Origin of the sequence: Pectobacterium betavasculorum, from assembly GCF_000749845.1 — a bacterium.
In the GTDB taxonomy this organism is placed as follows: domain Bacteria; phylum Pseudomonadota; class Gammaproteobacteria; order Enterobacterales; family Enterobacteriaceae; genus Pectobacterium; species Pectobacterium betavasculorum.
The window spans coordinates 816253-843000 of record NZ_JQHM01000001.1 but is presented as its reverse complement, the minus strand read 5'-3'; the positions used below and the strand labels follow the sequence as shown (position 1 = coordinate 843000).

Genomic DNA, 26748 nt, shown 5'->3' with positions numbered 1-26748 from the left:
ACCAACCATTTCCAGCTTGTTTATATTCGGTTTACCCTTTCCGTGGATAATTTAGCAAATAAAATAAATTACCTTCTCTGCATATAATGTTGATATGCGGGGGGAGACGTACGTGAAAAATAGGCTACATAAAAACATTTCGATAAATATGATTCTATCTATTCGACAGAGGGTATAACGATGCGGATTCTGGTCGTTGAAGATAATGTGTTACTACGCCATCATTTAACCGTTCAGATGAACGAAATGGGACATCAGGTTGACGCGGCGTCTGACGCGAAAGAAGCGGATTATTTCCTACATGAGAATATGCCGGACATCGCGATTGTCGACCTCGGATTGCCAGATGAAGACGGCATGAGCATGATTCGTCGCTGGCGCGCGCATCAAGTCAAACTTCCTATTCTGGTGCTGACCGCCCGTGAAGGCTGGCAGGACAAAGTGGCCGTGCTGGAAGCGGGTGCGGACGATTACGTGACCAAACCGTTCCATATGGAGGAAGTTGTGGCACGCTTGCAGGTACTGATGCGGCGAAACAGTGGGTTGGCGTCGCAAATTATCAGCTTACCGCCCTTTGAGATCGATTTGTCGCGCCGCGAACTGATGGTCCACAGCACTCCGATCAAGCTGACCGCGTTTGAATACACCATTATCGAGACGTTGATTCGCAACAAAGGTAAAGTCGTCAGCAAAGAGTCGCTGATGTTACAGCTGTATCCCGATGCGGAGCTGCGGGAAAGCCACACCATTGATGTATTAATGGGACGGCTACGCAAAAAAATTCAGCAGGCAGATGCGCTAGATGTAATTACTACCGTACGCGGACAAGGATATCGCTTTGATATTGATACGCCCTCAGGCCCAGCATGAGTGATAAGAAGCAGCCCTTCTCGCTTCGCATTCGTTTTCTACTCGCGACAGCAGCCATCGTGCTGGCGCTGTCGTTGGCCTATGGCGTTGTCGCCATTATCGGCTACAGCGTCAACTTTGATAAAACCTCATTCCGCCTGCTGCGTGGCGAAAGTAACCTCTACTACAGTCTTGCGCAGTGGCGCGATAATCAGCTGAACATCGTCACGCCTCCCGATGTTGACATCAATTTCCCCACGCTGGTGTTGATATATGATGAGAATGGCAACGTACTCTGGCGCGAAAAGCATGTTCCCGAGCTGGAAGCGCTGATAAAAGCAGAATGGCTGAACAAGACGGCCTACCATGAATTGGATACCGATACCGACACCAGCAGTGCAGTATTAACCGGTAACGCCTTGCTGTTAAGCAGCCTGCGGGCGCTGAACGGTGCGCATAGCAACGCGCTGACGCACTCCATCGCCGTGAATGTTTATCCGAAGACCGACCATCTTCCCTCCATCACCATTGTCGTCGTTGACCGCATCCCGCAGGAGTTGCAACAGGAAGACGTGGTGTGGGAATGGTTCAGCTATGTTTTGATCGCCAATCTTCTGCTAGTGCTTCCCCTGCTTTGGCTTGGTGCTCACTGGAGCCTGCGTCCTATTCAGCATCTGGTTAAGCAAATTGCTGAACTAGAGAAAGGCACGCGCGATCAGTTGGATGAAAAGCCGCCACGTGAATTATTTAGCCTGGTGAAAAACCTGAATATCCTGCTGAACAACGAACGCCAGCGCTACCATAAGTACCGTACAACCCTCACCGACCTCACCCACAGTCTGAAAACGCCGCTGGCGGTTTTACAGACCACATTACGCGCGCTGCGGACCGGCAAAGAAATTACTATCGATCAGGCGGAGCCTATCATGTTGGCGCAGATCAGCCGCATCTCGCAGCAGATTGGCTACTACCTGCATCGTGCCAGCGTACGCTCTGAACATAATCTACTGATACGTGAGGTGCACTCGGTTCCAGCGCTACTGGATGGCTTATGTTCCGCGTTAAATAAAGTCTATCAACGCAAAGGCGTGGTATTAACGCTTGATATTCCGCCCGAGCTGACCTTTGTCGGTGAGAAGAATGATTTTATGGAAGTACTGGGCAATATTCTTGATAACGCCTGCAAGTACTGTCTGGAATTTGTCGAAATCAGCGTGCAATATTCCGATCATAAACTGCATCTGATTGTCGATGACGACGGCCCCGGCATCCACGAAAGCAAGCGCGAAATGATCTTCCTGCGTGGTCAGCGTGCCGACCGCATGCGCCCCGGACAAGGTATTGGCCTTGCCGTTGCCCTCGAAATTATCGAACAGTATCAGGGGGCGATCCTCATCAGCGACAGCGCACTGGGGGGTGCCCGAGTCGAGGCCATTTTCTCCCGCCAGAACCTGAGTCCGAACGAAGGGTGAAAGACAGTACAGCGAGCGATGCTTCCTCTATACTTGTTATACTTCAAGTTGCATGTACGTTGGCTACGCTACTCGGCCCACTCGCGTGGACCTCGCCCCGTTGGGGCCGCTGCAAGCAGCGTTCAAATCTGCCTCTAGCAGATTTGTCACTCACCCGAATCACTTACTTGTGTAAGCTCATCGGGATGAAATGAGAGACATCCTGTCTCTCACCGGAGGCCAGCCGTTGGCTGGATAAATTCGTTCCCGACGAATTTTTCCTTCTCTTGCCGCCTTCCTGCAACTCGAATTATTTAGAGTATATACTTAGTGCCAAAATGTGGATTGTTTTAAAATACGGATTACTTCAAGAAAAATCATGTCTTCAAGAACAGTCATTTCCTCAAAAAACGAATTTCTGGAAAACAGTATGGACTATCAGCTCAATCTCGACTGGCAGGATTTTTTAGCGAACTACTGGCAAAAACGTCCGCTCCTGATTAAAGGCGGCTTTACTCATTTTATAGACCCGATTTCACCCGACGAACTTGCGGGTCTGGCGCTGGAAAATGAGGTAGATAGCCGGCTAGTCAGCCATCAGAACGGGCGCTGGCAGGTGAGCCATGGTCCTTTCGAGAGCTACGATCATCTGGGGGAAAGCAACTGGTCGCTGTTAGTTCAGGCGGTCGACCACTGGCATGAACCCTCTTCCGCCTTGATGCAGCCGTTTCGACAGTTGCCAGACTGGCGTACTGATGATTTGATGATTTCGTTTTCCGTTCCCGGTGGTGGCGTAGGCTCCCATCTGGATCAGTATGATGTTTTCATCATTCAGGGAACCGGACGTCGCCGCTGGCGTGTCGGTGAAAAAATACCCATGAAGCAGCACTGCCCGCATCCTGACCTGCTTCAGGTCGACCCGTTTGAAGCCATTATTGATGAAGAGCTGGAACCGGGTGATATCGTGTATATTCCGCCGGGCTTCCCGCACGAAGGCTACTCGCTGGAGAATTCGCTGAACTACTCAGTAGGTTTCCGTGCACCGAATGCTCGCGAGTTGGTCAGCGGCTTTGCCGATTATGTGCTTTCCCGCGAACTGGGTAGCTATCGCTACAGCGATCCGAATATCCCATCCCGTGACCATATTGCCAGCGTGCTCCCCCAAGAGCTGGATGCGTTGCAAAAAATGATGCTAGAGCTCGTGCAACAGCCGGAACATTTTCAGAACTGGTTTGGTGAATTTATTTCCCAGTCCCGTCATGAGCTTGACCTCTCACCGCCGGAACCGCCTTATCAGGCTGGCGAAGTGTATGAGTATTTGCAACAGGGTGAGCCACTGCGCCGTTTAGGCGGTCTGCGCGTCATCTGCGTTGGGGATGACTGCTTCGTTAACGGGGAGAAAGTGAACAGTACGCACAAGGCCGCGCTGTTTGCGTTGGCTGAGCACCCTGCCATTGATGCAGAGCAACTGGGTGACGCGCTGGAAGATCCTTCTTTCCTCGCACAGTTCACGGTACTGATTAACAGCGGCTACTGGTATTTCGCGGATTAAAAACAAACTAAGCTAATTGTTCACACAAAGATAAGGCGGGAACTTCCCGCCTTATTCGTCTCTGTAAAATGGACACGCTTACGGCTTCGCACGCAGCGCCGTCAGCTCTGCAATGCGCATAATCACAGACACGGCTTTTTCCATCCCTTCCAGCGTGACAAATTCATGTTTACCATGATAGTTGTAACCGCCTGTAAACAGGTTCGGACACGGTAATCCCTGAAATGACAGGTGTGCGCCGTCAGTACCACCGCGAATCGGCTTCATATTTGGTTCAATGTCGCAATCCCGCATCGCCTGCTGTGCCAACGCGATAATGTGCGGATGCTGCTCAACCTGCTCACGCATGTTGTAGTAGGTGTCGGTAATCGTGACTTCAATGTAGCAATCCGGATGCAACCCCGCGCCGACCTTTTCTGCAATGTCCAGCATTGTCTTTTTACGCAGTTCAAAGCCGTTGCGATCAAAATCCCGGACAATATAGTGCAGATCCGTCCGCTCCACAGAGCCTTTCATACTGTGAAGATGATAAAAACCCTGATAGCCTTCCGTCTGCTCCGGTGATTCACTCTCCGGCAGATGCTGATGATAGCGAGAGGCCAGCGTCAGCGCGTTCACCATCACGCCTTTCGCGCTCCCCGGATGCACATTGTTACCGACAATCTTCACCTGAACCGACGCGGCATTAAAGTTCTCGTACTCCAGTTCACCAACGCCACCGCCATCTACGGTGTAAGCCCATTTTGCGTTAAACGCTTTGACATCAAAAAACTGTGCGCCCTTGCCAATTTCTTCATCGGGCGTAAAGGCAATGCGAATATCACCGTGCGGTAGCTGGCTTTTTTTCAAACGCACCAGCGCGGTAATAATTTCCGCGATCCCTGCTTTATCATCCGCCCCCAGCAGCGTCTTGCCGTCTGTCGTAATCAGCGTATGCCCCAGTAGCTGGTGCAACACTGGGAACATCACGGGTGACAGCACCTCATCCCCCATGCCCAAGGCAATATCGCCGCCGCGATAGTTTTCCAGAATCTGCGGATTAACATTTTTGCCGCTAAAGTCCGGCGATGTATCCATATGTGAAATAAAACCGATGGCGGGTACTGACCAGGCAACGTTCGTCGGAAGCGTCGCCATCAGGCAACCCTGTTTGCTCAGTACGACCTGTTCAAATCCCAGTTCGAGTAGTTCCTGCTGCAACGCACGCGCCAATTTCAACTGGCCATCGGTACTCGGCACCTGCCGAACACCGGATTTAGACTGTGTATCAAACGAAACGTAGTTTAAAAATCTGTCGAGTAATTTATCCATCTTATGCCCCCTGAACCCTGAAAAGCATTATGGATAGGGCTACTACAGCAGATATTGCGTCAGGTCAGTTTTTTCCCGATTTAACAAACCGTGGGACCAGAATTCAGAGCAAAAAGCGTCGCTAGCATCACGAAGTGTTCTCAGATCAGGTAACAATCGGGAAACATACGCGCGAATTCATTGGCTGAATCACCGCTATTTACGCATCTGTTGACAGGAAGTCGAACCACACAAGTTGGCGTTAGACAGCGTTTCCCGTAAAATGCCGCCCTTAACTGCGCACGCTGGCTGAAAGGTGACAACCCTTGGCACGATCGCAACGGAGATGCCGGTGATCGGCCAAATCAGGAAATAGAGCTATACCTTAATGAAAGAAAACTCTCTGACTGTGCCGGTCGTTGAATTGCTCAACGTCCATAAAGGTTTTGGTGGCAAAGACATCATTTCACATTTTAATCTCACCATTAATAACGGTGAGTTCCTGACGATCCTCGGACCATCCGGCTGCGGAAAAACCACCGTACTGCGTCTAATTGCCGGTCTGGAAACGGTCGATAGTGGCAGCATCATGCTGCAAAAGCAGGATATCACCCACCAGCCCGCCGAGCAGCGGCACGTGAATACCGTATTTCAAAGCTACGCATTGTTTCCTCATCTCAGCGTGTTTGAGAACGTGGCATTTGGCCTGCGTATGCAGAAAACACCCGCCGCAGAAATAACGCCGCGCGTGATTGAAGCGTTAAAAATGGTGCAGTTGGATGAGCTGGCTCAGCGTCGCCCGCACCAGTTATCCGGCGGACAGCAACAGCGCGTTGCCATCGCCCGCGCCGTCGTTAACCAGCCGAAGGTTCTGTTGCTGGATGAATCCTTGTCCGCACTCGATTATAAGCTGCGTAAGCAGATGCAAAACGAGCTTAAGGCGCTGCAACGTAAACTGGGTATCACTTTTATTTTCGTCACGCACGATCAGGAAGAAGCGTTGACCATGTCTGATCGCATCGTGGTAATGCGCGATGGGCGCATCGAGCAAGACGGCACGCCGCGTGAAATCTACGAAGAGCCAAAAAATCTATTCGTCGCCAGCTTTATCGGCGAAATCAACATTTTTGATGCCATCGTAATGGAGCAGTTAGATGAACAGCGAGTGCGTGCTCAGGTCGAAGGTCACGAATGCGTTATCACCGTCAGTATTCCTGTCAATGTCGGTCAACACCTCAACGTACTGCTACGACCAGAAGATCTACGCGTCGACGAGCTTGGCGACGGAATGCAGGCAGAAGGAATGGTAGGCTACGTGCGCGAGCGTAACTATAAAGGCATGACGCTGGAATCCAACATTGAGCTGGAAAACGGCAAGATGGTCATGGTCAGCGAGTTCTTTAACGAAGACGATCCCGACTTCGACCATTCACTCAACCAGAAAGTGGACGTCACCTGGGTGGAAAGTTGGGAGGTAGTCCTGCACGATGAAGACCTCGCGTAAACGCTTTCAAAATACCATTATCACACTCATCGTTGCCTGGTTGGTGTTGTTTGTTTTCCTGCCCAACCTGATGATCATCGGAACCAGTTTTCTGACGCGCGATGATGCGCATTTCGTCAGCCTGGTCTTTACACTGGAAAATTATACGCGCCTGGTCGACCCGCTTTATGCTTCAGTCCTACTGCATTCGCTGAACATGGCCGTTATCGCTACGCTCTGCTGTTTACTGCTGGGCTATCCGTTTGCCTTTATTCTGGCGCGCTTACCGAAAAAAATTCAGCCTCTGATGCTGTTTCTGCTGATAGTGCCGTTTTGGACCAACTCACTGATCCGCATTTATGGATTGAAAATTTTCCTCAGCACGCGCGGGCATCTGAATGAGTTTTTGCTCTGGACAGGCCTTATCGATGCACCGCTACGTATTATGTACACGTCCGAAGCGGTGATTCTCGGCCTGATTTACATCCTGTTGCCGTTCATGGTGCTACCGCTCTACTCCAGTATTGAAAAACTCGATAAAGCCTACCTTGAAGCCGCCCGCGATCTAGGGGCAAATAAATGGCAAACCTTCATTCGCGTGGTAATCCCACTGACCATGCCGGGAATTATCGCTGGATGCCTGCTGGTGCTGCTGCCTGCCATGGGGCTGTTCTTCGTGGCCGACCTGATGGGCGGTGCCAAAAATCTGCTGATCGGCAACGTGATTAAAAGCCAGTTCCTCAATATCCGTGATTGGCCGTTTGGTGCTGCCACCAGTATCTGCCTGACGCTGGTCATGGGCGTGTTGCTGTTTATCTACTATCGCACCGCCCGCCTGCTGAATAAAAAAGGAGAGCTGGAATGACTGGACGCTTAATCCGCGGTGGATTTATGTCCATCATTTACGCTTATCTGTATATTCCAATCATTATTCTGATCGTGAATTCGTTTAATCAGGCGCGTTTTGGCATCAACTGGCAGGGATTTACGCTGGATTGGTATCGGCTACTGATGAACAACGACAGCTTGCTTCAGGCCGCACAGCACTCACTGACGATGGCGGTGTTTTCCGCGACGTTTGCCACGCTGATTGGCTCTCTGACGGCCGTGGCACTGTATCGCTACCGTTTTCGCGGCAAGCCTTTTGTCGGCGGCATGCTGTTCGTGGTGATGATGTCGCCGGATATTGTGATGGCAATTTCGCTGCTGGTACTCTTTATGCTGCTGGGTATCTCGCTCGGGTTCTGGTCGCTGCTGTTTTCCCATATTACTTTCTGTCTGCCGTTTGTGGTGGTGACCGTCTACTCGCGTCTGAAAGGTTTTGACGTGCGGATGCTGGAAGCCGCGCGCGATTTGGGTGCCAGCGAAGTGATTATTCTGCGCAAGATTATTCTGCCGCTGGCAATGCCCGCAGTGGCCGCCAGTTGGCTACTCAGCTTTACGCTGTCGATGGATGACGTGGTGGTTTCTTCATTTGTCACCGGGCCCGCGTATGAAATTCTGCCCTTGAAGATTTACTCGATGGTGAAGGTCGGCGTATCCCCGGAAGTCAACGCGCTGGCGACGATCCTACTGATTCTTTCGCTCGTGCTCGTGCTCAGTAGTCAGCTAATTTTACGCGACCGCACCAAAAAGTAAGATGTTAGCGCGACGATAAATACCGTTATTTTATATCTGCTGATATAACCTTTGGGACTTGTAAGGAGGTAAACATAATGAAAAAGTGGCCACACCTACTGGCAGCGTGCGCGATGGCGTTCAGCATCAGTGCCGCCAATGCCAACGACGGCAAAACGCTCTATTTTTATAATTGGACCGAATACGTGCCGCCGGGTCTATTGGAACAGTTCACTAAAGAAACGGGCATCAAGGTGATTTACTCCACCTATGAATCCAATGAGAGCATGTATGCCAAGCTGAAAACCTATCAAGACAGTGCCTATGATCTGGTCGTTCCTTCGACCTATTTCATCTCCAAGATGAGCAAAGAAGGCATGCTGCAAAAGATTGATACCAGCAAGCTCAGTAACTTCCATAATCTCGACCCGAACCTGCTGCACAAATCTTTCGATCCAAACAACGACTACTCTATTCCCTATATCTGGGGAGCAACGGCGATTGGCATTAATCATGAAGAGATTGACCCTGCCAGCGTCACCAGTTGGGCCGATCTGTGGAATACAAAATACAAAAATAGCCTGCTGCTGACGGACGACGCACGTGAAGTGTTCCAAATCTCCCTGCGTAAACTGGGTTACTCCGCGAACACTACCGACCCCAAAGAGATTGAGGCGGCCTATAAAGAGTTACGAGCCTTAATGCCAAACGTGCTGACGTTCAATTCGGATAATCCCGGCAACCCGTTCATTGAGGGTGAAGTGAATTTGGGTATGGTATGGAATGGTTCTGCCTATGTAGCGCGTCAAGCCGGAACACCGCTTGATGTCATCTGGCCAAAAGAAGGCGGTATCTTCTGGATGGACAGCCTGGCTATTCCGGCCAACGCCAAAAACGTTGACGGTGCAATGAAACTGATCGATTTCCTGCTGCGCCCGGAAGTCGCGGCGCAGGTTGCGGAAACTATCGGCTATCCAACGCCAAATCTGGCGGCGAAAAAATTACTTCCGCCGGAGGTATCAGGTGACAAAACGCTGTATCCAGATGATGAAACCATCGCCAAAGGCGAATGGCAGAACGACGTTGGCAGCGCCAGCACGCTGTATGAAACCTATTTTCAGCAGCTAAAAGCCGGTCGTTAATCGCGAGATACCGTGATACTTATCGACTAAACCACAGCGGCTTCCTTTATCGGAAGCCGATTTTTCATATTGCAGGGCAAGCAATACCACCTCAAGCCATCAAATTGACAGCTAAAAGCATTATCCTGACGGTATTAGGAAAATAATTTCGCACAGCTTCTTCTATAATGATTCAACACGCATAAGAATCACGATAGGTGCATCACCATGCTACAACTCTCCAGCCATAGTTTTCAGGACGGCGAAAATATCCCAGGTGAGTTTGCCTTTGCCATTCCGGATGCAAACAATCACATTGCGCTGTCTTCTAATCATAATCCCCATCTTGCCTGGCACGGCGCTCCTGAAGGGACACAGTCTTTTGTGTTGATCTGTCACGACCCAGATGTACCCAGCCGTGGTGACGATGTGAATCAGGAAGGCTGCGAGGTTAGCGCCTCTCTGCCACGTGTCGATTTCTATCATTGGCTATTGCTGGATATTCCAGCCAGCGTCAGCGAAATCGCAGCAGCCTCGCATTCAGATAGCATTACTCCGCGTGGAAAAACAGGTCCAACTGCACCAATAGGACTCCGACACGGCATCAATGATTACACCGCCTGGTTTGACGCCGACGAGCAGATGAAAGGCACTTACTATGGCTATGATGGCCCTTGCCCGCCGTGGAACGATGCGCTGGTTCATCACTACATTTTCACACTTTACGCGCTCGCAACGCCTTCTTTAGCCATAGAAGGTGAGATTAACGGGGCGAATGTCCGCGCAGCGCTCGCTAACGCGCCTGTATTGGCGGAAGCGAAATTAACCGGACTGTATACGCTGAATCCTCAATTGCTATGAGTGTGACTGCGTTACGCCCTGCTTCTCCGTCTCTGATTGCAGAGACGGACTGGCGTTTGCCATCAGGCCAGCCGCTACAGCGGTATGGTCGCCACGCTACGTAGGAGACTATCCGCCGAGCAGACGCGTTTTGACGTGCTGTTGTTAGAGACGCGGATGCAGCACGCGATGATGCTGGTACAGACGACGTCATGGAGTATGCAACGTCTGGCTGAGGCCTGCGGGTATAAATCCTCGGCTCGTTTTTCCGAACAGTTTAAAAACCGCTTTGGCTGTTCGCCTACCAAGATTCGTTAATCCACCATTGGCGGAGTAGCGCCACCATCCTGCCATATCTAAAGCAAAGCGCCCTGTCAGATAGACCAACAGGGCGCTTGAGTACGGTCAAAAGACGATCAGAACGACGTTAGCGTATTACTCTTTCTGTTCTTGCGCCAAGTCGTTAGCGATTTTTACCGTTTCATCCAGATAAGGATCGGGAGCCTGATAATCTTTCGGCAAATCTTCCAGCGATTTGAGCGGTTTTTTACCTTCTCTCGCCAGTCGATCGTTGATCCGGTTGAGACGCATCGCTTCATCGTCGTCATTCTCTTTCTCACGCTGAGCAAGATTGAGCGACACGAGGTTGCGCTTATCCTTCATCGCGTTGTAGCGGGCAATATCCTGCGCGACGTACTGGAACTCAGGATCTTTGGCGATACGTTCCTGATGATGCTCATTCAGTGTGCTAATCAGCGCCTTCAGATCGCCGCTCTTGATGTAGTTAGCCGCTTTGATGCTGTCCCACGGTAGCGCGTTATCTTCAAACTTCTCACCAGTATCTACCGTCTCGGTGCCCGTTGGCATCATCACGTCAGGCGTCACACCTTTCATCTGAGTACTGCCACCGTCAATGCGATAAAACTTCTGAATCGTGTATTGCACGGAACCCAGCGCAGGCCAGTCAGGGCGCAGCATCTGATCGTAAATCCGATTCAGAGAACGATACTGCTGTACGGTGCCTTTACCAAACGTCGGCTCACCCACGATCAGTGCACGACCATAATCCTGCATCGCCGCTGCGAAGATCTCGGAAGCGGAAGCACTGAAGCGGTCTACCAGCACCACCAGCGGCCCCTTGTAATACACAATACTGTCAGTGTCGCTGTCTTCGCGCACTTTGCCATTATTATCGCGGACCTGAACCACAGGGCCACTTGGGATAAACAGACCGGAAAGCCCTACCGCTTCCGTCAACGCACCACCGCCGTTAGTCCGCAAGTCAATCACGACGCTGCTGACGTTCTGTTTTTCCAGTTTCTGGAGCTGAACTTTGACGTCATCCGTCAACCCAACATAGAAACCGGGGATATCCAGCACGCCGACTTTATCTTTTCCGACCGTCTTGACGGACATCTTAACCGCGCGGTCTTCAAGGCGAATACGTTCACGCGTCAGCGTAACAATGCGGGTTTTCGTCCCTTTGCCAGCCGGCAGAATTTCCAAACGCACCTTACTGCCTTTCGGCCCTTTGATCAGTGCGACCACATCATCCAGACGCCAGCCGATAACATCCACCATCGGTTTGCCGCTTTGGCCTACGCCAACCACACGGTCACCAACGGTAATGTTTTTGCTTTTCGCTGCCGGACCGCCTGGCACCATGGAATTAATCATGGTGTAGTCATCATCCATCTGCAATACCGCACCAATCCCTTCGAGCGACAGGCTCATTTCGGTATTGAATTGCTCGGTATTACGCGGTGACAGGTAGCTGGTATGCGGGTCAATTTCACGCGCAAAGGCGTTCATGACGAGTTGGAAGACATCTTCGCTGTTGCTCTGCGCCAAACGGCGAATCGCAAACTGGTAACGCTTGGTCAGCGTCTCTTTAATGTCTTTATCATCTTTACCGGTCAGCTTTAGGCTGAGCCAGTCATATTTTACCTTGGCATCCCACAGGCGGTTAAGTTCACCCGCGTTTTGCGGCCAAGGGGCTTTGCTGCGATCGAGCTCAAACGTATCATTGCCCGTCAGACTGACCGGTTTATCCAGCAGCGACAGCGCATATTGGAAACGCTCAAACCGACGCTTCTGCGCCAAATTGTACAACGCGTATGGAATATCCAGTTGACCGGATTTCAACGCCTCGCCCAACTGGTTTTTTTGCCCGGAAAATTGCGCTACATCAGAGGCCAACAGCACGTTGTGGCTGTAGTCCAGCATGTTGAGGTAGCGATTGAAAATTTTCTCAGAGAACTGCGCGTCCAGCATAAACTGGCGATAATGCGAACGCAGGAAACGTGAGGCCACCCTGTCGCTAACGGTTGCATGTTGAGGTTCCTGATGGAGCTGAGGAATCTGTTCAACACGTGTAATGTTTTCATTTGCAAAACTAGAGCCCGCCAGCAGTAAGCCTGCAATGGCGGTTATTCTGACTAAGTTGTTCATGCCCAGGCTGGCCTCCGTATCAGAACTGCAAATGTTCTGCGCGTACAATCATTGCCAGTCCAGAAGCCAATTGCACTCTGACCTCGCCTTTGGCAATTTCAAGCACGGTGGCATCCATGGCGTCTTTGCCGGCTCTGACTTTGATTTCCTGACCGATTTGCAGTTTGGAAACATCCGTAACCGCAACCCGCTGACGCTCATGGCTAACAGGTTTGTCCTGCCGCGATTGAGCATTGGCTGATTGCTGAGAAGAGGACTGCGATTGGCCGGAAGAAGGCTGACGAGATTGACGCGATGCGCTGTTTCGAGATGCTGGGTTTTGAGACGCATTGCTTCGAGATGGATTGTTTGAACCATCGCGTCGCGGGGCACGTTTCTGAGCAGGACGAGGGGTACGCGCTGCTTCTGCCGTTTCTCCGGCTGCTTCACGTTTTTTCGCCAGTTGCTCAGCACGCTGAGCCTGGACTCGCGCTTTTGCTTCTTCCAACTGCTTACGGGCATGATCGACATGCTGCTGTTCCAACTCGCCGCACGGATTACCGTCCAGATCGACGCGTTGAGCACCCAATTTTACACCGTACAGATATCGCCAGCTTGAGGTGTAAAGGCGCAGCGCAGAGCGCAATTGCGTCTTACTGACGTTATCGGACTCCGGTACACGCTCAACAAGATCTTGAAAAATACCGATTTTTAACGGACGAGTTTCACCTTCAGTGGTGAAACAAAGCGGGAACCGCTCTGCCAAAAAGGCAATGACTTCTTTACTACTGTTCAACTTAGGTTGATTTTCCATGAAATTTCCTGATTACAACGGGTTTGCCAACCGGCGCAGGCATGAACAGGCGTCATTATAATGACGCCATCGGCAATTGCCACGTTAACCTTGTCTCAACGTGAGAGAATTGATGAATGTCATCACATCGCTCACTTCCAGTTGAGCACAAAGTACGCTCACCACGGCCTTCAGCCCTTCTTCATCAGCGGCGTCAAAGCGCTGATAAAGAGTACTGTCAATATCCAGAACGCCAATCGGTTGCCCGTTAACGATAAGCGGTAGCACAATTTCAGCATTACTCGCGGCATCACAGGCGATATGACCTGGGAACGCATGAACATCATCCACACGCTGAATGCGATTTTCAGCTATTGCCGCACCGCATACACCTTTACCAACCGGAATACGTACACAGGCAACATTGCCCTGAAACGGTCCGAGAAAAAGCGTATCGTTATCCAACAGGTAGAACCCTGCCCAGTTAACCCCATCCAAGCGCTCAAACAGCAGCGCACTGCTGTTTGATAAAATCGTAATAAAACGGTTTTCATCCGCGATGAGCGATGACATATCGCGAATGAGATCCTGATAAAATTCCTGTTTATTCATGCTTGTTTATTCATAAAGTATATCGTTGTCTTTTCAACACCGTGCGGAAGGATCCCACACAGACTGCATAAGCATCTATTACAGAATGCCATAAGATTAGCGCCTTCGCGCGAAGAATCATCCGCTTTACGGTATCGTTATCGTGCATATCGTGCTATTTCCACCAGCAAAATAACCTCGCTCAGAGATCATACCCTTTTATGAATTTATCATTCAGTTACACTGAATAGCTGTGAGTATGTTATCCATGAGGATAACGGGACTCGACACCTTTTACCGGATCGCAGGAAAGATGAAAATACATAATATAGTCAGTCCTGCGCCGTTTTCCTCTCCCCGACCGCCGCTAACGGGTGGCGCAGAGAGCACCGAATCCACAATAGATCGTTATCATCGCTGCCCGGAATGTGATGCCTTTTTTGCGCTGCCGCAGTTGAAGCGGACTCAAACAGCCAATTGCCCGCGCTGTGATGCCAAAGTCAGCTCAGGCAGAGATTGGACCATTTCCCGGCTTGCTGCGATGGCCGTCGCTATGCTGGTCCTGATGCCGTTTGCCTTTACCGAACCGCTAATCAGCATTCGCCTGCTGGGTGTCACGATCAATGCCAGCCTGTTTGAAGGTATTTGGCAAATAACCCGCCAGGGCCACCCGCTCACGGCCAGTATGGTCGCCTTCTGTACCGTTGGTGCGCCGCTCACGCTAGTTTTCTCTCTGTTGTACCTGTTTTTCGCTCCCCGAATCGGGATGAATCTGCGTCCTATTCTGCTCATGTTGCAACGGCTAAAAGAGTGGATGATGCTGGATATTTATCTGGTCGGTATGGCCGTCGCCGCGATTAAAGTCCGTGAGTTCGCGGATGTTCATGTGGGGATCGGGCTGGTGGCCTTTCTGGCACTGATGATCTTAAGCCTGTTAACGCTGATCCACTTAAATACCGACCAGCTTTGGCAGCGGTTTTATCCGCGCATGAGGCCGTTAATTTCACCGGATCGCTATCGAATCTGCCTTTCCTGCCATTTCACCAGTTCACCTGACAAATGGGGTCGCTGCCCCCGTTGCCATATTCCGCTGCGCGTACGTCAGCGGCAAAGCCTGCAAAAATCCTGGGCTGCGCTCATCGCTTCTATAATTTTACTGTTCCCCGCGAATCTGTTGCCCATATCCATTATTTATGTCAACGGTGCACGCACGGAGGACACGATTTTTTCCGGAATTATGTCACTCGCGTCAGGTAATGTTCCGGTGGCGCTGGTGGTCTTTATCGCGAGTATTCTGGTGCCGTTGACTAAAGTTATTGTGCTGTTCGGGTTGTTGGTGAGTATCCATCTCCGGTCAGAAGGTAACATAATGATGCGCATGAAGATGCTGCGCGTTATCCGTTGGATCGGGCGCTGGTCCATGCTCGATTTATTTGTGATTGCACTGACGATGTCGCTCGTCAACCGCGATCAATTACTCGCTTTCACTATGGGGCCTGCTGCCTTTTATTTTGGCGCAGCGGTGATTCTCACTATCCTTGCCGTTGAATGGCTGGATAGCCGACTGATGTGGGACAACACTGATGTGGAATAACAATGCAAGATAATACGCCTGAGACACCAATTGAAGCTACCGTGAAGAATAAGCGCCGACTGTCGCCATTTTGGCTACTGCCGCTGATTGCGTTGATGATTGCAGGCTGGCTGATTTACACCAATCAGCAAGAACGCGGTGCAACGGTCACTATTGATTTCGTCTCCGCTGACGGTATTGTCGCCGGGCGTACGCCAGTGCGCTACCAAGGGGTTGAAGTCGGCACAGTGCAAAATATTAAGCTCAGCGAAGACCTGCGCACCATACAGGTCGAAGCCAGTATAAAAAGCGATATGAAGGAAGCGTTACGCAGCGGCACGCAGTTCTGGCTGGTTACCCCTAAAGCCTCTCTCGCCGGCGTTTCAGGGTTGGACGCGCTAGTCGGCGGTAACTACATCGGTATGATGCCCGGTACGGGCGAGGCGCAAGAGCACTTCTCCGCGCTGGATACACAGCCGAAATATCGTGTGAATACGGGAGAATTGCTGATTCATCTCCATGCCGACGACCTCGGTTCACTGAATACCGGCTCGCTGGTTTACTACCGTAAAATTCCGGTGGGGAAAGTCTACGATTACATGGTTTCTCAGGATCGCCGCGGGGTGATGATTGACGTGCTGGTTGAGCGCCGCTTCACCCATCTGGTGAAGAAAAATAGCCGATTCTGGAATGTGTCCGGCTTTAATGCGGACATTAGCGTCAGTGGCGCAAAAATTGAGATGGAAAATCTGGCGGCACTAGTTAACGGTGCGATCGCATTCGACTCGCCGGAAGAAAGCGAGGACGCAGCGGCAGATCAATCCTATCGCCTGTATCCCGATCTGGCACAAAGCCAGCGTGGGGTGAAAATCACGCTGGATTTACCTTCCGGCGACAGCCTATCTGAAGGCCGTACTCCGCTGATGTATCAAGGATTAGAAGTCGGCACGCTGAATAAAATCACGTTGAATCCAGATGGTGGTAAGGTCAGTGGAGAGCTGATCATCGATCCTTCCGTCGTTTCACTGATGCGAGAAGGCACGCGCATCGAACTGTCCAAGCCGCAGCTTTCGCTCAGCGACCTAAATGTGTCACGCTTGCTAAGCGGCCCAACGCTGACGTTACTCCCCGGTGAAGGTGAACCGCGCCAGCACTTTAACGTGTTGGATAGCGGGCAACAGCAGCTCACTCAACCCGGCGCGCTTTCCATTCAGCTTACGGCGGCACAGAGTTACGGCATTGATAGCGGTCAACCCGTGCTGCTACACGGCGTACAAATCGGTCAGGTAGTGAAGCGCACGCTGGATGAACAAGGTGTCAGCTTTATTTTGGTGATCGAGCCACAATATCGTCAACTATTGCACCACGACAGCAAATTTATCGTTAACAGCCGTGTGAATGTGAAGATGGGGCTTGATGGGATTCAAGTGCTGGGCGCAAGCGCACAAGAATGGGTTAGCGGCGGCATTCAGGTTTTACCGGGTAGCAAAGGCGAGATTCAAGCGCGTTATCCGTTGTTCAGCGATATCGAAAAAGCTGAAGAGGGTATTCGCGGTTCCACCCCCTCACCTACCCTCACGCTAGTGACCGATAGCCTGCCGGATATTCAGGACGGTTCTATCGTGCTGTACCGTAAATTCCAGGTGGGTGAAATCATGCGAGTTCGCCCCAAAGCCGATATCTTTGAAGTTGAAGTGTATATCCGTCCTGAACATCGCAAACTGTTGACGGAAAACAGCGTGTTCTGGGCAGAAGGCGGAGCCCGAGTGCAATTGAATACGTCGGGCCTGACCGTACAGGCTTCACCGCTGAATCGTGCGCTTAAAGGTGCGATCAGTTTTGATAATCTGGAGGGCGCACCGGAAATTAAAGGTGGCAAACGCGTTCTGTACAACAACGAAACGGCGGCGCGTGCTGTGGGGAGCCGCATCATTCTACGCACTTACGATGCCAGCAAACTTGCACCAGGTATGCCGATCCGTTATCTGGGCATTGATATCGGTCAGTTGGATTCACTGAAGTTGTCCGAACAACGTAGCGAAGTGCTGGTTCAGGCCGTGCTTTATCCTGAATACGTGCGTAGTTTCGCCCGTTCCGGGACGCGATTCTCCGTTGTCACGCCAGAAATTTCTGCCGCCGGAGTGAATCATCTGGAGACACTATTCCAACCTTATATCAACGTCGAACCGGGTAACGGCAGAGTAACGCGCAATTTTGAGCTGCAACAGGCTACCATCTCTGATTCTCGCTATCAGGACGGTCTGAATATCAGCGTTGATGCGCCAGAAGCGGGTGCGTTGCAGGTGGGTACGCCGGTTCTGTTCCGCGGTATGGAAGTAGGTACAGTCACTGGGCTGTCGTTAGGCAACTTGTCGGATCGCATTGCCGTGTCCTTACGCATCAGCAAACGCTATCAGCATCTGGTACGCGATAATTCCGTCTTCTGGCAAGCTTCGGGTTACAACCTGGAATTCGGACTGGTTGGCGGCGTCATCAAGAGCGGAACCTTCCAGCAATTCATTCGCGGCGGTATCGCTTTTGCCACGCCACCCAGCACGCCACTCGCCCCCAAAGCACAGGAAGGAAAACATTTTCTGCTGAGGAACGAGGAACCAAAAGAGTGGCGGCAATGGGGGACGGCGATTCCAAATCCCCCGAATAATTAACATTCATCACCTGACAGGGCGGCTATTGCCGCCCTGTCGTTTTCACGCTATCAATGAAAGATCCGTGCTACACTGCGCCGCTTCTTCCCCTCGTTTAACTGAATAACCTGTACGGAACCACGCCGTGGCAAAATTTACCCCAGCCAGCCTGCCAGCTGAATTTCTCGACACTATGCGGGACATCATGCCTTCATCTCTTTCGATGGAGGATTTCATTGCCGCTTGCCAGCGCCCGCTGCGTCGGAGCATCCGCGTCAATACGTTAAAAATCAGCGTCGATACCTTTCTACAGTTGGTGCAGCCTTACGGCTGGCAGCTTGAGCCAATTCCCTGGTGTCCGGAAGGTTTCTGGCTGCTTAATGTGGAAGAAGAAAACACGCGGCTAGGCAATACATTAGAGCACCTGAGCGGGCTATTCTACATTCAGGAAGCCAGCTCGATGCTGCCCGTCAGCGCCCTGTTCCATCGTAACGCTGCGCTGGAAACGGTTTTGGACGTCGCGGCCGCACCAGGTTCTAAAACGACGCAGATCGCGGCACGACTGAATAATGAAGGTGCTATTGTCGCTAACGAGTATTCAGCCAGTCGGGTAAAAGTGCTGCATGCCAACATCAGCCGCTGTGGCGTCAGCAATACCGCGATTACGCACTTCGATGGCCGGGTTTTCGGGGCCGCACTGCCGGAATATTTTGATGCGATTTTGCTGGATGCCCCGTGCTCGGGCGAAGGCGTGGTGCGTAAAGATCCGGCGGCGATGAGCCACTGGTCGCAAGAGAGCATCATCGATATTGCCGCTACGCAGCGCGACCTGATTCTGAGCGCGTTCCATGCCCTCAAGCCCGGTGGCGTCATGATTTATTCCACCTGTACGCTGAATAGGCAGGAAAACCAGCAGGTCTGCCATTGGCTACAGGCGCAATTCCCTGATGCATGCGAATTTGAATCGTTAGACGATCTCTTCGTCGACGCCAAACGCGCCACAACGGAAGAAGGCTTCTTGCATGTCTTCCCACAGATTTATGACAGTGAAGGTTTCTTTGTTGCCCGGTTACGTAAAACGGCCAGCGTGCCGCCACTGCCGCGCCCTGGTTATAAAGTCGGTAAATTCCCGTTCTCTCCCGTCACGCCCAAAGATTGCACGTTGCTCATACAAGCAGCGCATAAACAGGGTGTTCACTGGGATGAAGCGTTGCTCCAACTGTGGCAGCGCGATAGCGAGATTTGGCTCTTCCCGGCGGCACTGGCCTCTGCTTTCGGTAATATCAAATTCTCACGTATTGGCATTAAACTCGCCGAACGCTTCCCCAAAGGTTTCCGCTGGCAGCATGAAGCAATTGTCGCGCTGGCCGATCCACTCGCCGACAATGCCTATGCACTGAACGATCGCATCGCCTGCGAATGGTTTCAGGGCAAAGACAGCTACCCGGAACCGCTTCCTGCTGCGAATGAGTTAATTTTAACCTACCAGCACACACCTGTTGGCCTGGCAAAACGCATCAATAGTCGGATAAAAAACAGCCTGCCACGTGATTTAGTCCGGGATGGCGCGTCCTCTGCGCGGCCTCTTTCTAAAGAATAAATGCGGTTTCTGCATCAGGTGGTGATAAAACCATCTGATGAACCGCTCATTCCCCTTCCCTCACTGATTTTCATCTACAATTATTCCGATAGGTAGAGAGAATTGCGGTAATAGTAATGTCTGGAGAACAGCATGGTTGCATTAGTGATATTTGTTTGTTACCTCGGGCATGGCTGTGACGATTTGGTCGTCGGTGCCTACAACAACGAAGCACAGTGTCTGCAAGCGATGGACGAACAACGCCTGCGTCGCGCTGGCTGCTTCCCTATCGAAGAGTATATTGATGGCTTCTGGGTTCCTGCGCAGGAGTACGCTGATTTTTAACCCCTTGCTCTATGTAAATTTACCGACATACGCCAAAACCACGCATGCCAAAGTGAAAATGATTGGCATGCGCAGCGTTGTATTCCGGCCCTAGCGAATTACCGAAAAAACGACAGCTTTCACTGAACGTGTTACGTAAATAACTGCCACGAGCCCCCGTTTCTGACCACTGATTTAGAACGCTAACCTGTCGACCGTCAGACAGGCGAAAAGCGGTGACATCCCACGCATCTGCCGTTGCATGCTCACTCAAACGCCCTTCTGGACGATGATAGACATTTCGACAGGCGTAACTGCCCATATGGTCAATACGCTTCAACGAAGAACCAAGAGACTCAGCTTGCGGCACCGCAACCTGCGCCACAAACATCGTGCTGCTCAGCGCAAGTGGACAACTGGCAAGAAAGCTGGAGCTGAGTGTGACCGGACCAAAACCCTGCACCCGGACAGGTGACGCCACCGGGCATTGTCCACTGATATCATTGGCCACGGCGAATCGTAGCCGACCATTTTCCTGCGCTTGCTTTAATAGCGCCAGACAGGCTTCGGGGTCGTTGGCAACAGACTTCATTTTCAGTCGGGTAATAAACGTAGGTGGGTCATCGACGGTCAGCGGAGAGAAAGGATCATAACCGGGTGGGAGATGACGCTGAATCCAGGGTGCCAGAGCCACTAGCGTCCCCAGTATCATCACAAATATCCCCCATCGCCGCATCAGTTTCGTCTCCCGGTTATTTTCTTCTCCTGAATAATATTATGCTATTAACGCAAACTCGGCTGGATTCATCCCTAAAGAGAGCCCCGCATCCACGATTTTTTGCCATTCCTGATCGGACAGATAAATACCGCCGGCGTTTCGTTCCATCAAAGAGATACGTTCTGGTTCACCAGCGATTAAAATAGGCAGTGCCGGATCCGGTGCCGTTGAAGATCGAACGTAGTCCAGCATCGCATCATATTCTTTTTGTAACCACGTCATGGAAACCATGCTGGCGGGATCGATGATAATCGTCGTCATGTTATTCACTATCGCCCCCTGACGCGCGTTCTCTGGCTGGATGGTTCCGCCACCGGAGAGTAATCCTGCCAGCATTTCAGCGGCTAAAATCAACCCGCCGCCTTTATGCTTAGCGATGGGTTTCAACGCGCCGTGTTTCTCTCCTTCCCACATCACTTTAGGATCGTTAGTAGAAATGCCGTTGCTATCCAACATCACGTCTTCATCAAATGTTTTACCAGCCAAATATGCAACGCGAGTTTTTCCCAATGCCACCACGCTGGTAGCGAAATCCAGAACAAAGGCCGCATTGCGATCCGTCGGCGGGAACGCAATACAGATGGGGTTCGTCCCGAAGCGTGCCTCAGTACCGCACCAGGGAGCCACTATCGGGTCGATATCGTTAACATTCACGAAGTGTATCGAAACGAACCCAGCATCCGCCGCCATTTCCCCATAGGTGCCGATACGTCCCAAATGGCAGGTAGACGATAACGTCATCAGACACACGCCCGTCGTTTTTACCCGCTCAATGGCTGCCTGCATCGCTTCTTTACCTGTACGCTGGCCAAAACCGCGATCGCCGGTAAATTGCAGCACGGCTCCACTATCACGCAGCAAACGCGCCGGGGTATTCGGATGCATAATCCCTTTCGTGATGAATTCAACGTAGTGCGGCAACATTCCGACGCCATGGCTGTCATGTCCTTTCAGGTTAGCGGCCACAAGGTGTTCGGTGACAATACGGGCTTCTCTTGCTTCACATCCTGCTTTTTGCAATACGGCTTGCATCGCCGCTGCCAAACGACTGACTGAAATCTGCATATCTCTTCCCTTCATCATTAATTCATTATTTACAATACTCATCCTACTGCGGAACAGATCTGAATGGCACAGCCAATAAAGAACAGTATTTTTGAAAAAGAATAACAAATCTCTCTGATATTCATGACTGCCTCATGGCGCTATCATTTTCCGCATCAAGGCAATCTGCCTAATTAACACAACAAAATGTGAAGGAATGATCCATGAAAATCATCAAAAATTTTATCGCAGTTATTACTCTTTCTAGTTTATCTTTCGGCGCTTTTGCTGCGCAGGAAATCGCAACGCTCTCCGTGAGTGGTGCAAAAACGTTAGACGCTTTCGAAGCGCAGGTCGCTCAAAAAGCCAAAAAAGCTGGCGCGTCGTCATATCGCATTGTTTCCGCTACCGGGCACGATCGGTTACACGGCACTGCGATTCTGTATAAATAAATCGAGCCAGACGTCAGGGAGCCTCAGGGCTCCTCTGTCGTATTTTTCCCTACAATTTTCCTGCGCGGCGCTCCTGCGCACAATGCCATCGTGAATAAAATATAAACAAATCAAACGATATTCCAATCAATGCAATTGTTTTAACCATCTGGTGAAAGATATACCTCAGCAGTACCATCCCGACATGATAAGAAGTACACATAAACAACAGGCACACATAGGGTTGCCTGTTTATCAGACATAAATAGCATTGGATTTTATTTAAATGAAAAAGACATCGCGTTTTCTTCTGGCGCTCGCCGGATTATTGATTTCCGTTACTGTTTATTCAGCAACATCTTCCACATCTCATGCTGAGGAAACCCGGATATCGGCTATCAAGCTGATCAATACACCAGACAATCACTCTGCCTTCGTAACAGGCAGTGTTCCCGCTCTGGAAAAAATCACCGCACAGCAATTCTGGCTCAGTAACTCCACTGAGGCATGGGAGATGAACGTTCACCCGGCACCACGCAAACAATATGTCATCACGCTGAAGGGAACATTAAAATTCCGGGTGAGTGACGGTTCCACTTTCCTACTTTCTCCGGGAACAGTCTTGATCGCTGCTGATACGCAGGGTGAAGGACACAGTTGGGAGATGGTTGAAGGCAGTGAGTGGGTCAGAATTTATATTCCAATTGTGGAAGATAATGATTATTTCACTCCCAACTCATCGGCTACTGCGGTAGCCAAAACACATTAATTTTTCACAGAACGTTGGCGACAGAGGCCTGTCGCCAATATGTTAATCCTTGTTGGCATCAAACGGATCTTCGACATCATCCTTGCTATCATCACGTTTGCGCGGTATTTCACCCTGATCCTTCGGTGCATCTTTTGCTGGATGGTCATCTTCATTCTTATGTTTGGTGCTCGTATTTTTCTCAGTCATCGCTTTCTCCTATTACTTCGTGTTCTATTAATTTAGTCGATAGTTCCTATCACCGAGATATAAATTCGTCAATCACGCTAAAATCCCATCAAAAAAAGCTATTTTTAGTTTTAATCATCAAATAAACACCATAATTTTATTGCAGGAAAAAGCCTCCTACTCACCATCGAGGATGGTAGTTACGCATCGTTTTGTCGATGGGCGTTTCGATGAAAGGTATTTTTATAATCGAGAAAGAATAAATACGTCCGTTCGCTATGTAGTAATAAATTAAGCTGCTCCCCAATGAATGATTAAGAACAAGGCAATTCGATTCAGAGGAATCTAAACATATACCTCAAATAATTCGAGTGGCAGGAAGGCGGAAAGAGAGGGAATTCCGATGAGTTTACTCAGGTAAGTGATTCAGGTGAGTGAACGCAGCCAGCGCACATGCAGCTTGAAGTATAACCGCTATAAAGGCTCGTTTGAGATATAAACAAAAACCCCCAGCTTTACGCTAGGGGTTTTTAGTGTTTTCTTGGCTGCTCCGGTTTAAACCATCATCGCTATCGCAAGAGAAACATTAATTCAACTTGGCTTGATTACAGTGCAACAACGTTGCCAGCTGATGGGCCTTTCTGACCATTTTCAATGGTGAACTCAACCTTTTGGCCTTCGTCCAGAGTTTTGAAATCGTTGCTCTGAATAGCAGAGAAATGTACGAATACATCTTTGCTGCCGTTATCAGGAGTAATGAAACCAAAACCTTTACCAGCGTCAAACCATTTTACTAAACCAGTCATTTTATTAGACATAGAAATTACCTTAATTTTATAGCGCCTTCCGGCAAATAGGGCCTGTGCACAGAATTTAATTAGCAACAATAAGGAGGCTCAAAAGAAGGGATATCTATGGATACACTTTGAAATGAGAACTGCTTTACTAAACTGCTTTTTAGGTCTGCGAATCAAACCGACGAGCTATTAACGCATGTATAACAATCTTTAGCAAGCATTTATTCTTAAAAACCTTTAGAAGACAGGAAGGAAGAAAAGAAACTCGTCTCACGCCAAGCGTTCATTAACAACGATTCACCAACCGATACATCAAAAAAAAGACTGAATACGATTCCTGTATTCAGTCTAGGGAAATGGCTCTTGGGAGAGCCGTGCGCTAAAAGTTGGCATTTATACAAGCTGTACTAGCCCTGTAGATTTAAGCTTAGCCAACTCCCCTAGTTTTTCCAGCTTCAACCTGCTCGCAATGAGCACAAATGGAACAGATTTCACACTTTACTCTAACCATAAAGAAGCAAATAGTTAACATTAATAAGTAAATCAATGACTTTACGGTTTAGCATCTGGCTGACACAGTTGCTCTGCACGATCGATAAATGGCTGAAGGCTTTTTTTCTGACCAGGATGTTTAGGATCGTCCAGCCAGATAACGTCTATCGGCTGTGCACTTACTCGCCCAGACTTCATCTGCTCAATGGCAACATCATTCAGCGGATATTGCATCAGTGTACCGGTATGTAAGGCGTATAGCGCATTGCCAGGGCGACAAATCAGTTGAACTTCCTCACGCGTGAAAGCCCAGCGATCGCCGTATTCAAGCCGACTGATATTTGCCAGTTTGGCGGCAGCAAAAGCATTCGCAGAAAGTGAGGCAAACACGATAGATAGCAAAAATTTATTCATCATGGTATTCCCGACATGCATATTCAGACAGTGATGTGTGTGAGTTTTTGCAGCCTTATCCGAATAACAGGAAGACAGCATCAAACCTTATAAAACATAAGGTTGTATATCACAACTCATGCGATCATAGCGACAGAGGAAGGTGAAGTCGAGCACCGGGCCAAGAATAAAACTTACCGCGAGATATAGGGTGAAAAGTCGGCCAAGAGAAGAAATGGCGGGATAAAGAGAACATTATCCCGCGTTATTAAAATGCGCCTTGGCGCCGACAGAGACGTCGATTGTCGTTAGGCTGACGGTGCCGCCGCAGACATTTTTTTCAAATCTTGATCGATAAAGAACAAGCCGCCTTCGCTGGCATTAACCAATGCAAGTTTGTCCAGAATAGAGCGGAACAGTTTCTCTTCTTCGTGCTGTTCGGCAACGTACCATTGCAAGAAGTTAAATGTAGAATAATCCTGCAACGCCATCGCAGCGTGTGCCAATTCATTAATTTTTGCTGTAATCAACTGTTCGTGTTCATAAGTCAGCTTGAAGACATCAGCCAGTGAATCGAAATCAATTGGCGGAGCCGCAATTGCGCCTAATACAGGCAGGCTTCCCGTGTCATCCAGATAGTCAAACAGACGCTGCATGTGTTGCATTTCTTCCTGAGAGTGCGTCTTCAGGAAGCTGGATGCGCCTTCAAAACCTTTGTCACCGCACCATGCGCTCATTTGCAGATACAAATTGGCGGAATAAAACTCCAGATTAAGTTGCTCATTCAGCTTCTGAATCATTTCTTTTTTTAACATAGTAATGTCCTATTTTCCCGGCAGGTGAAATTATTCTGGGCATTATGCCTGAAAAATAAAATAAAAAACACTTTATTAACAATGATAAGGAATTAATAAAAAATACATAAAAAACAATTATTTATAACTCCTTGTTGTTGATATTTATTATCACTTAAGGATGAGGGTTTACTATATTATTGCGAATCGTTTTTATTATCAAAAATAACAAATCCGATATATTATTTATGACGCTCGGTATTAAAAATGATTCCCATTTCGTAATGAGAATAATAAACATCCACATGATAAGGCGAACACTTGCCATTTCTCTGCCGCTACTTTACCGTGGCACACATCAGTCGGTGGCCAATAGGCAGGAGAAAGTGGTATGGGACATAATCTGGCAGAACTATCCAAAGAGGATATGGATAAAGTTAACGTAGACTTGGCAGCGTCAGGTGTTGCCTTCAAAGAACGTTACAATATGCCCGTTATTCCGGAAGTCGTTGAGAGAGAACAACCCGAGCACTTGCGCAACTACTTTCGTGAACGTGTGATGTTTTATCGCCAGCGCTCACTACAATTCTCTCGCTTACCTTACGAACCTAAGTCTAAATAGCGATTCCCCTCATGCCAATCTAAGACTGTTTTACCGTGAAAAACCTCCCTTTCCACGAGTTACATTGCCACATAGCAAAAAACGATTTTCTGCTTGCATATCGACTCAGACAGGAGGTTAATGGAGTGGCAACCTAACCTTTTATCAAGCGAGGCAAGATATGAGTAAAGGACTGGATAGCAAAAAAAACAGTAAGAAGAAGCCCTTGAAAACGGCAGCCGAAAAACGAGCCGAGAAAAGGGCAAAGAAACCGCAGACTGATATTACCTGAGTACTGATATTGGCCCAGTAAAGTGCCATGCCGATAGGGTAAACCCGAAAA

General features: G+C 49.8%; 26 protein-coding genes. 16 read left to right on the top strand and 10 right to left on the bottom strand.

The window, feature by feature from the left end; all coding sequences use genetic code 11:
• Window positions 1–180 precede the first annotated feature (180 nt).
• The 3 genes from phoP (at window position 181) to KP22_RS03735 (ending at window position 3852) form a co-directional block, all read left to right on the top strand.
• Window positions 181–870, top strand: a complete 690-nt coding sequence (gene phoP / locus KP22_RS03745) for a two-component system response regulator PhoP (protein ID WP_039322453.1) — start codon at window positions 181–183, stop codon at window positions 868–870.
• Window positions 867–2321: a two-component system sensor histidine kinase PhoQ gene (phoQ, locus tag KP22_RS03740; protein WP_039322450.1), complete on the top strand. Its 1455-nt coding sequence runs from the start codon at window positions 867–869 to the stop codon at window positions 2319–2321. Before phoP ends, phoQ begins: the two co-directional genes overlap by 4 nt.
• A 409-nt stretch (window positions 2322–2730) precedes the next feature.
• Window positions 2731–3852, top strand: coding sequence for a ribosomal protein uL16 3-hydroxylase (locus KP22_RS03735; RefSeq protein ID WP_039322447.1), 1122 nt, complete (start codon window positions 2731–2733; stop codon window positions 3850–3852).
• A 78-nt stretch (window positions 3853–3930) separates the two neighbouring features.
• On the opposite strand, the gene pepT is transcribed toward KP22_RS03735, so the two are convergent.
• The gene (gene pepT, locus KP22_RS03730) at window positions 3931–5163 is read right to left on the bottom strand and encodes a peptidase T (RefSeq protein ID WP_039322446.1); all 1233 of its coding nucleotides are present in this window, start codon (window positions 5161–5163) and stop codon (window positions 3931–3933) included.
• A 367-nt stretch (window positions 5164–5530) separates the two neighbouring features.
• Here pepT and potA point away from each other — a divergent pair, with 367 nt between their 5' ends.
• From potA to KP22_RS03700, 6 genes are all read left to right on the top strand, one after another.
• The gene (potA, locus tag KP22_RS03725) at window positions 5531–6646 is read left to right on the top strand and encodes a spermidine/putrescine ABC transporter ATP-binding protein PotA (RefSeq protein WP_039322443.1); all 1116 of its coding nucleotides are present in this window, start codon (window positions 5531–5533) and stop codon (window positions 6644–6646) included.
• Entirely contained in the window at window positions 6630–7490 is an 861-nt protein-coding gene (potB, locus tag KP22_RS03720) for a spermidine/putrescine ABC transporter permease PotB (RefSeq protein WP_039300366.1), read from the top strand. Before potA ends, potB begins: the two co-directional genes overlap by 17 nt.
• A complete protein-coding gene (gene potC, locus KP22_RS03715; RefSeq protein WP_039322440.1) occupies window positions 7487–8263 on the top strand; it encodes a spermidine/putrescine ABC transporter permease PotC in 777 nt (258 codons plus the stop codon). Before potB ends, potC begins: the two co-directional genes overlap by 4 nt.
• A 77-nt stretch (window positions 8264–8340) precedes the next feature.
• Window positions 8341–9384 carry a spermidine/putrescine ABC transporter substrate-binding protein PotD gene (gene potD, locus KP22_RS03710; RefSeq protein ID WP_039322437.1) on the top strand — a complete coding sequence of 348 codons (1044 nt, stop codon included), beginning with the start codon at window positions 8341–8343 and terminating at the stop codon, window positions 9382–9384.
• A 207-nt stretch (window positions 9385–9591) separates the two neighbouring features.
• Window positions 9592–10224 carry a YbhB/YbcL family Raf kinase inhibitor-like protein gene (locus tag KP22_RS03705; protein WP_039322434.1) on the top strand — a complete coding sequence of 211 codons (633 nt, stop codon included), beginning with the start codon at window positions 9592–9594 and terminating at the stop codon, window positions 10222–10224.
• Window positions 10225–10260: 36 nt separating this feature from the next.
• Entirely contained in the window at window positions 10261–10521 is a 261-nt protein-coding gene (locus KP22_RS03700; protein ID WP_244879998.1) for a helix-turn-helix domain-containing protein, read from the top strand.
• A gap of 117 nt (window positions 10522–10638) precedes the next feature.
• Here the strand turns inward: KP22_RS03700 and prc are convergent, their stop codons facing one another.
• From prc to KP22_RS03685, 3 genes are all read right to left on the bottom strand, one after another.
• Window positions 10639–12654, bottom strand: a complete 2016-nt coding sequence (gene prc / locus KP22_RS03695; protein WP_039300382.1) for a carboxy terminal-processing peptidase — start codon at window positions 12652–12654, stop codon at window positions 10639–10641.
• 19 nt (window positions 12655–12673) lie between these two features.
• The gene (gene proQ, locus KP22_RS03690) at window positions 12674–13447 is read right to left on the bottom strand and encodes an RNA chaperone ProQ (protein ID WP_039300386.1); all 774 of its coding nucleotides are present in this window, start codon (window positions 13445–13447) and stop codon (window positions 12674–12676) included.
• Between the two features lie 84 nt (window positions 13448–13531).
• A complete protein-coding gene (locus KP22_RS03685) occupies window positions 13532–14038 on the bottom strand; it encodes a GAF domain-containing protein (RefSeq protein WP_039300389.1) in 507 nt (168 codons plus the stop codon).
• A 292-nt stretch (window positions 14039–14330) separates the two neighbouring features.
• Here KP22_RS03685 and yebS point away from each other — a divergent pair, with 292 nt between their 5' ends.
• The 4 genes from yebS (at window position 14331) to KP22_RS03665 (ending at window position 20159) form a co-directional block, all read left to right on the top strand.
• The gene (gene yebS, locus KP22_RS03680) at window positions 14331–15611 is read left to right on the top strand and encodes a membrane integrity lipid transport subunit YebS (RefSeq protein WP_039300392.1); all 1281 of its coding nucleotides are present in this window, start codon (window positions 14331–14333) and stop codon (window positions 15609–15611) included.
• Between the two features lie 2 nt (window positions 15612–15613).
• On the top strand, window positions 15614–18256 hold the full coding sequence (locus KP22_RS03675) for a PqiB family protein (RefSeq protein WP_039300396.1): 2643 nt from the start codon (window positions 15614–15616) through the stop codon (window positions 18254–18256).
• Between the two features lie 124 nt (window positions 18257–18380).
• Window positions 18381–19835: a 16S rRNA (cytosine(1407)-C(5))-methyltransferase RsmF gene (rsmF, locus tag KP22_RS03670; RefSeq protein WP_039300399.1), complete on the top strand. Its 1455-nt coding sequence runs from the start codon at window positions 18381–18383 to the stop codon at window positions 19833–19835.
• Window positions 19836–19967: 132 nt separating this feature from the next.
• Window positions 19968–20159: a YdfD/YebW family protein gene (locus KP22_RS03665; RefSeq protein WP_039300402.1), complete on the top strand. Its 192-nt coding sequence runs from the start codon at window positions 19968–19970 to the stop codon at window positions 20157–20159.
• Window positions 20160–20178: 19 nt separating this feature from the next.
• Here the strand turns inward: KP22_RS03665 and KP22_RS03660 are convergent, their stop codons facing one another.
• Together KP22_RS03660 and KP22_RS03655 are read right to left on the bottom strand one after the other, a co-directional pair.
• Window positions 20179–20874, bottom strand: a complete 696-nt coding sequence (locus KP22_RS03660) for an extensin-like domain-containing protein (RefSeq protein ID WP_039322428.1) — start codon at window positions 20872–20874, stop codon at window positions 20179–20181.
• Between the two features lie 39 nt (window positions 20875–20913).
• Window positions 20914–21981 carry a malate/lactate/ureidoglycolate dehydrogenase gene (locus KP22_RS03655; protein WP_039300409.1) on the bottom strand — a complete coding sequence of 356 codons (1068 nt, stop codon included), beginning with the start codon at window positions 21979–21981 and terminating at the stop codon, window positions 20914–20916.
• Window positions 21982–22184: 203 nt separating this feature from the next.
• Between KP22_RS03655 and KP22_RS03650 the strand changes: the two genes are divergently transcribed.
• Both KP22_RS03650 and KP22_RS03645 read left to right on the top strand, forming a co-directional pair.
• Window positions 22185–22412: a YdgH/BhsA/McbA-like domain containing protein gene (locus KP22_RS03650; RefSeq protein ID WP_039300413.1), complete on the top strand. Its 228-nt coding sequence runs from the start codon at window positions 22185–22187 to the stop codon at window positions 22410–22412.
• A 265-nt stretch (window positions 22413–22677) separates the two neighbouring features.
• Complete coding sequence (locus KP22_RS03645; protein WP_039300416.1) at window positions 22678–23160, top strand: cupin domain-containing protein; 483 nt, start codon at window positions 22678–22680, stop codon at window positions 23158–23160.
• Window positions 23161–23202: 42 nt separating this feature from the next.
• Here the strand turns inward: KP22_RS03645 and KP22_RS22510 are convergent, their stop codons facing one another.
• The 4 genes from KP22_RS22510 to ftnA form a co-directional block, all read right to left on the bottom strand.
• Entirely contained in the window at window positions 23203–23349 is a 147-nt protein-coding gene (locus KP22_RS22510) for a hypothetical protein (protein ID WP_167333794.1), read from the bottom strand.
• A gap of 584 nt (window positions 23350–23933) precedes the next feature.
• The gene (cspE, locus tag KP22_RS03640; protein ID WP_005967874.1) at window positions 23934–24146 is read right to left on the bottom strand and encodes a transcription antiterminator/RNA stability regulator CspE; all 213 of its coding nucleotides are present in this window, start codon (window positions 24144–24146) and stop codon (window positions 23934–23936) included.
• A 531-nt stretch (window positions 24147–24677) separates the two neighbouring features.
• Window positions 24678–25034 (bottom strand): YebY family protein, encoded by a 357-nt coding sequence (locus KP22_RS03635; protein WP_081923363.1) that lies wholly within the window; start codon window positions 25032–25034, stop codon window positions 24678–24680.
• 284 nt (window positions 25035–25318) lie between these two features.
• The gene (gene ftnA / locus KP22_RS03630) at window positions 25319–25825 is read right to left on the bottom strand and encodes a non-heme ferritin (protein ID WP_039300421.1); all 507 of its coding nucleotides are present in this window, start codon (window positions 25823–25825) and stop codon (window positions 25319–25321) included.
• A 370-nt stretch (window positions 25826–26195) separates the two neighbouring features.
• Between ftnA and KP22_RS03625 the strand changes: the two genes are divergently transcribed.
• A complete protein-coding gene (locus tag KP22_RS03625; RefSeq protein ID WP_014699768.1) occupies window positions 26196–26426 on the top strand; it encodes a DNA polymerase III subunit theta in 231 nt (76 codons plus the stop codon).
• Window positions 26427–26748 lie beyond the last annotated feature (322 nt).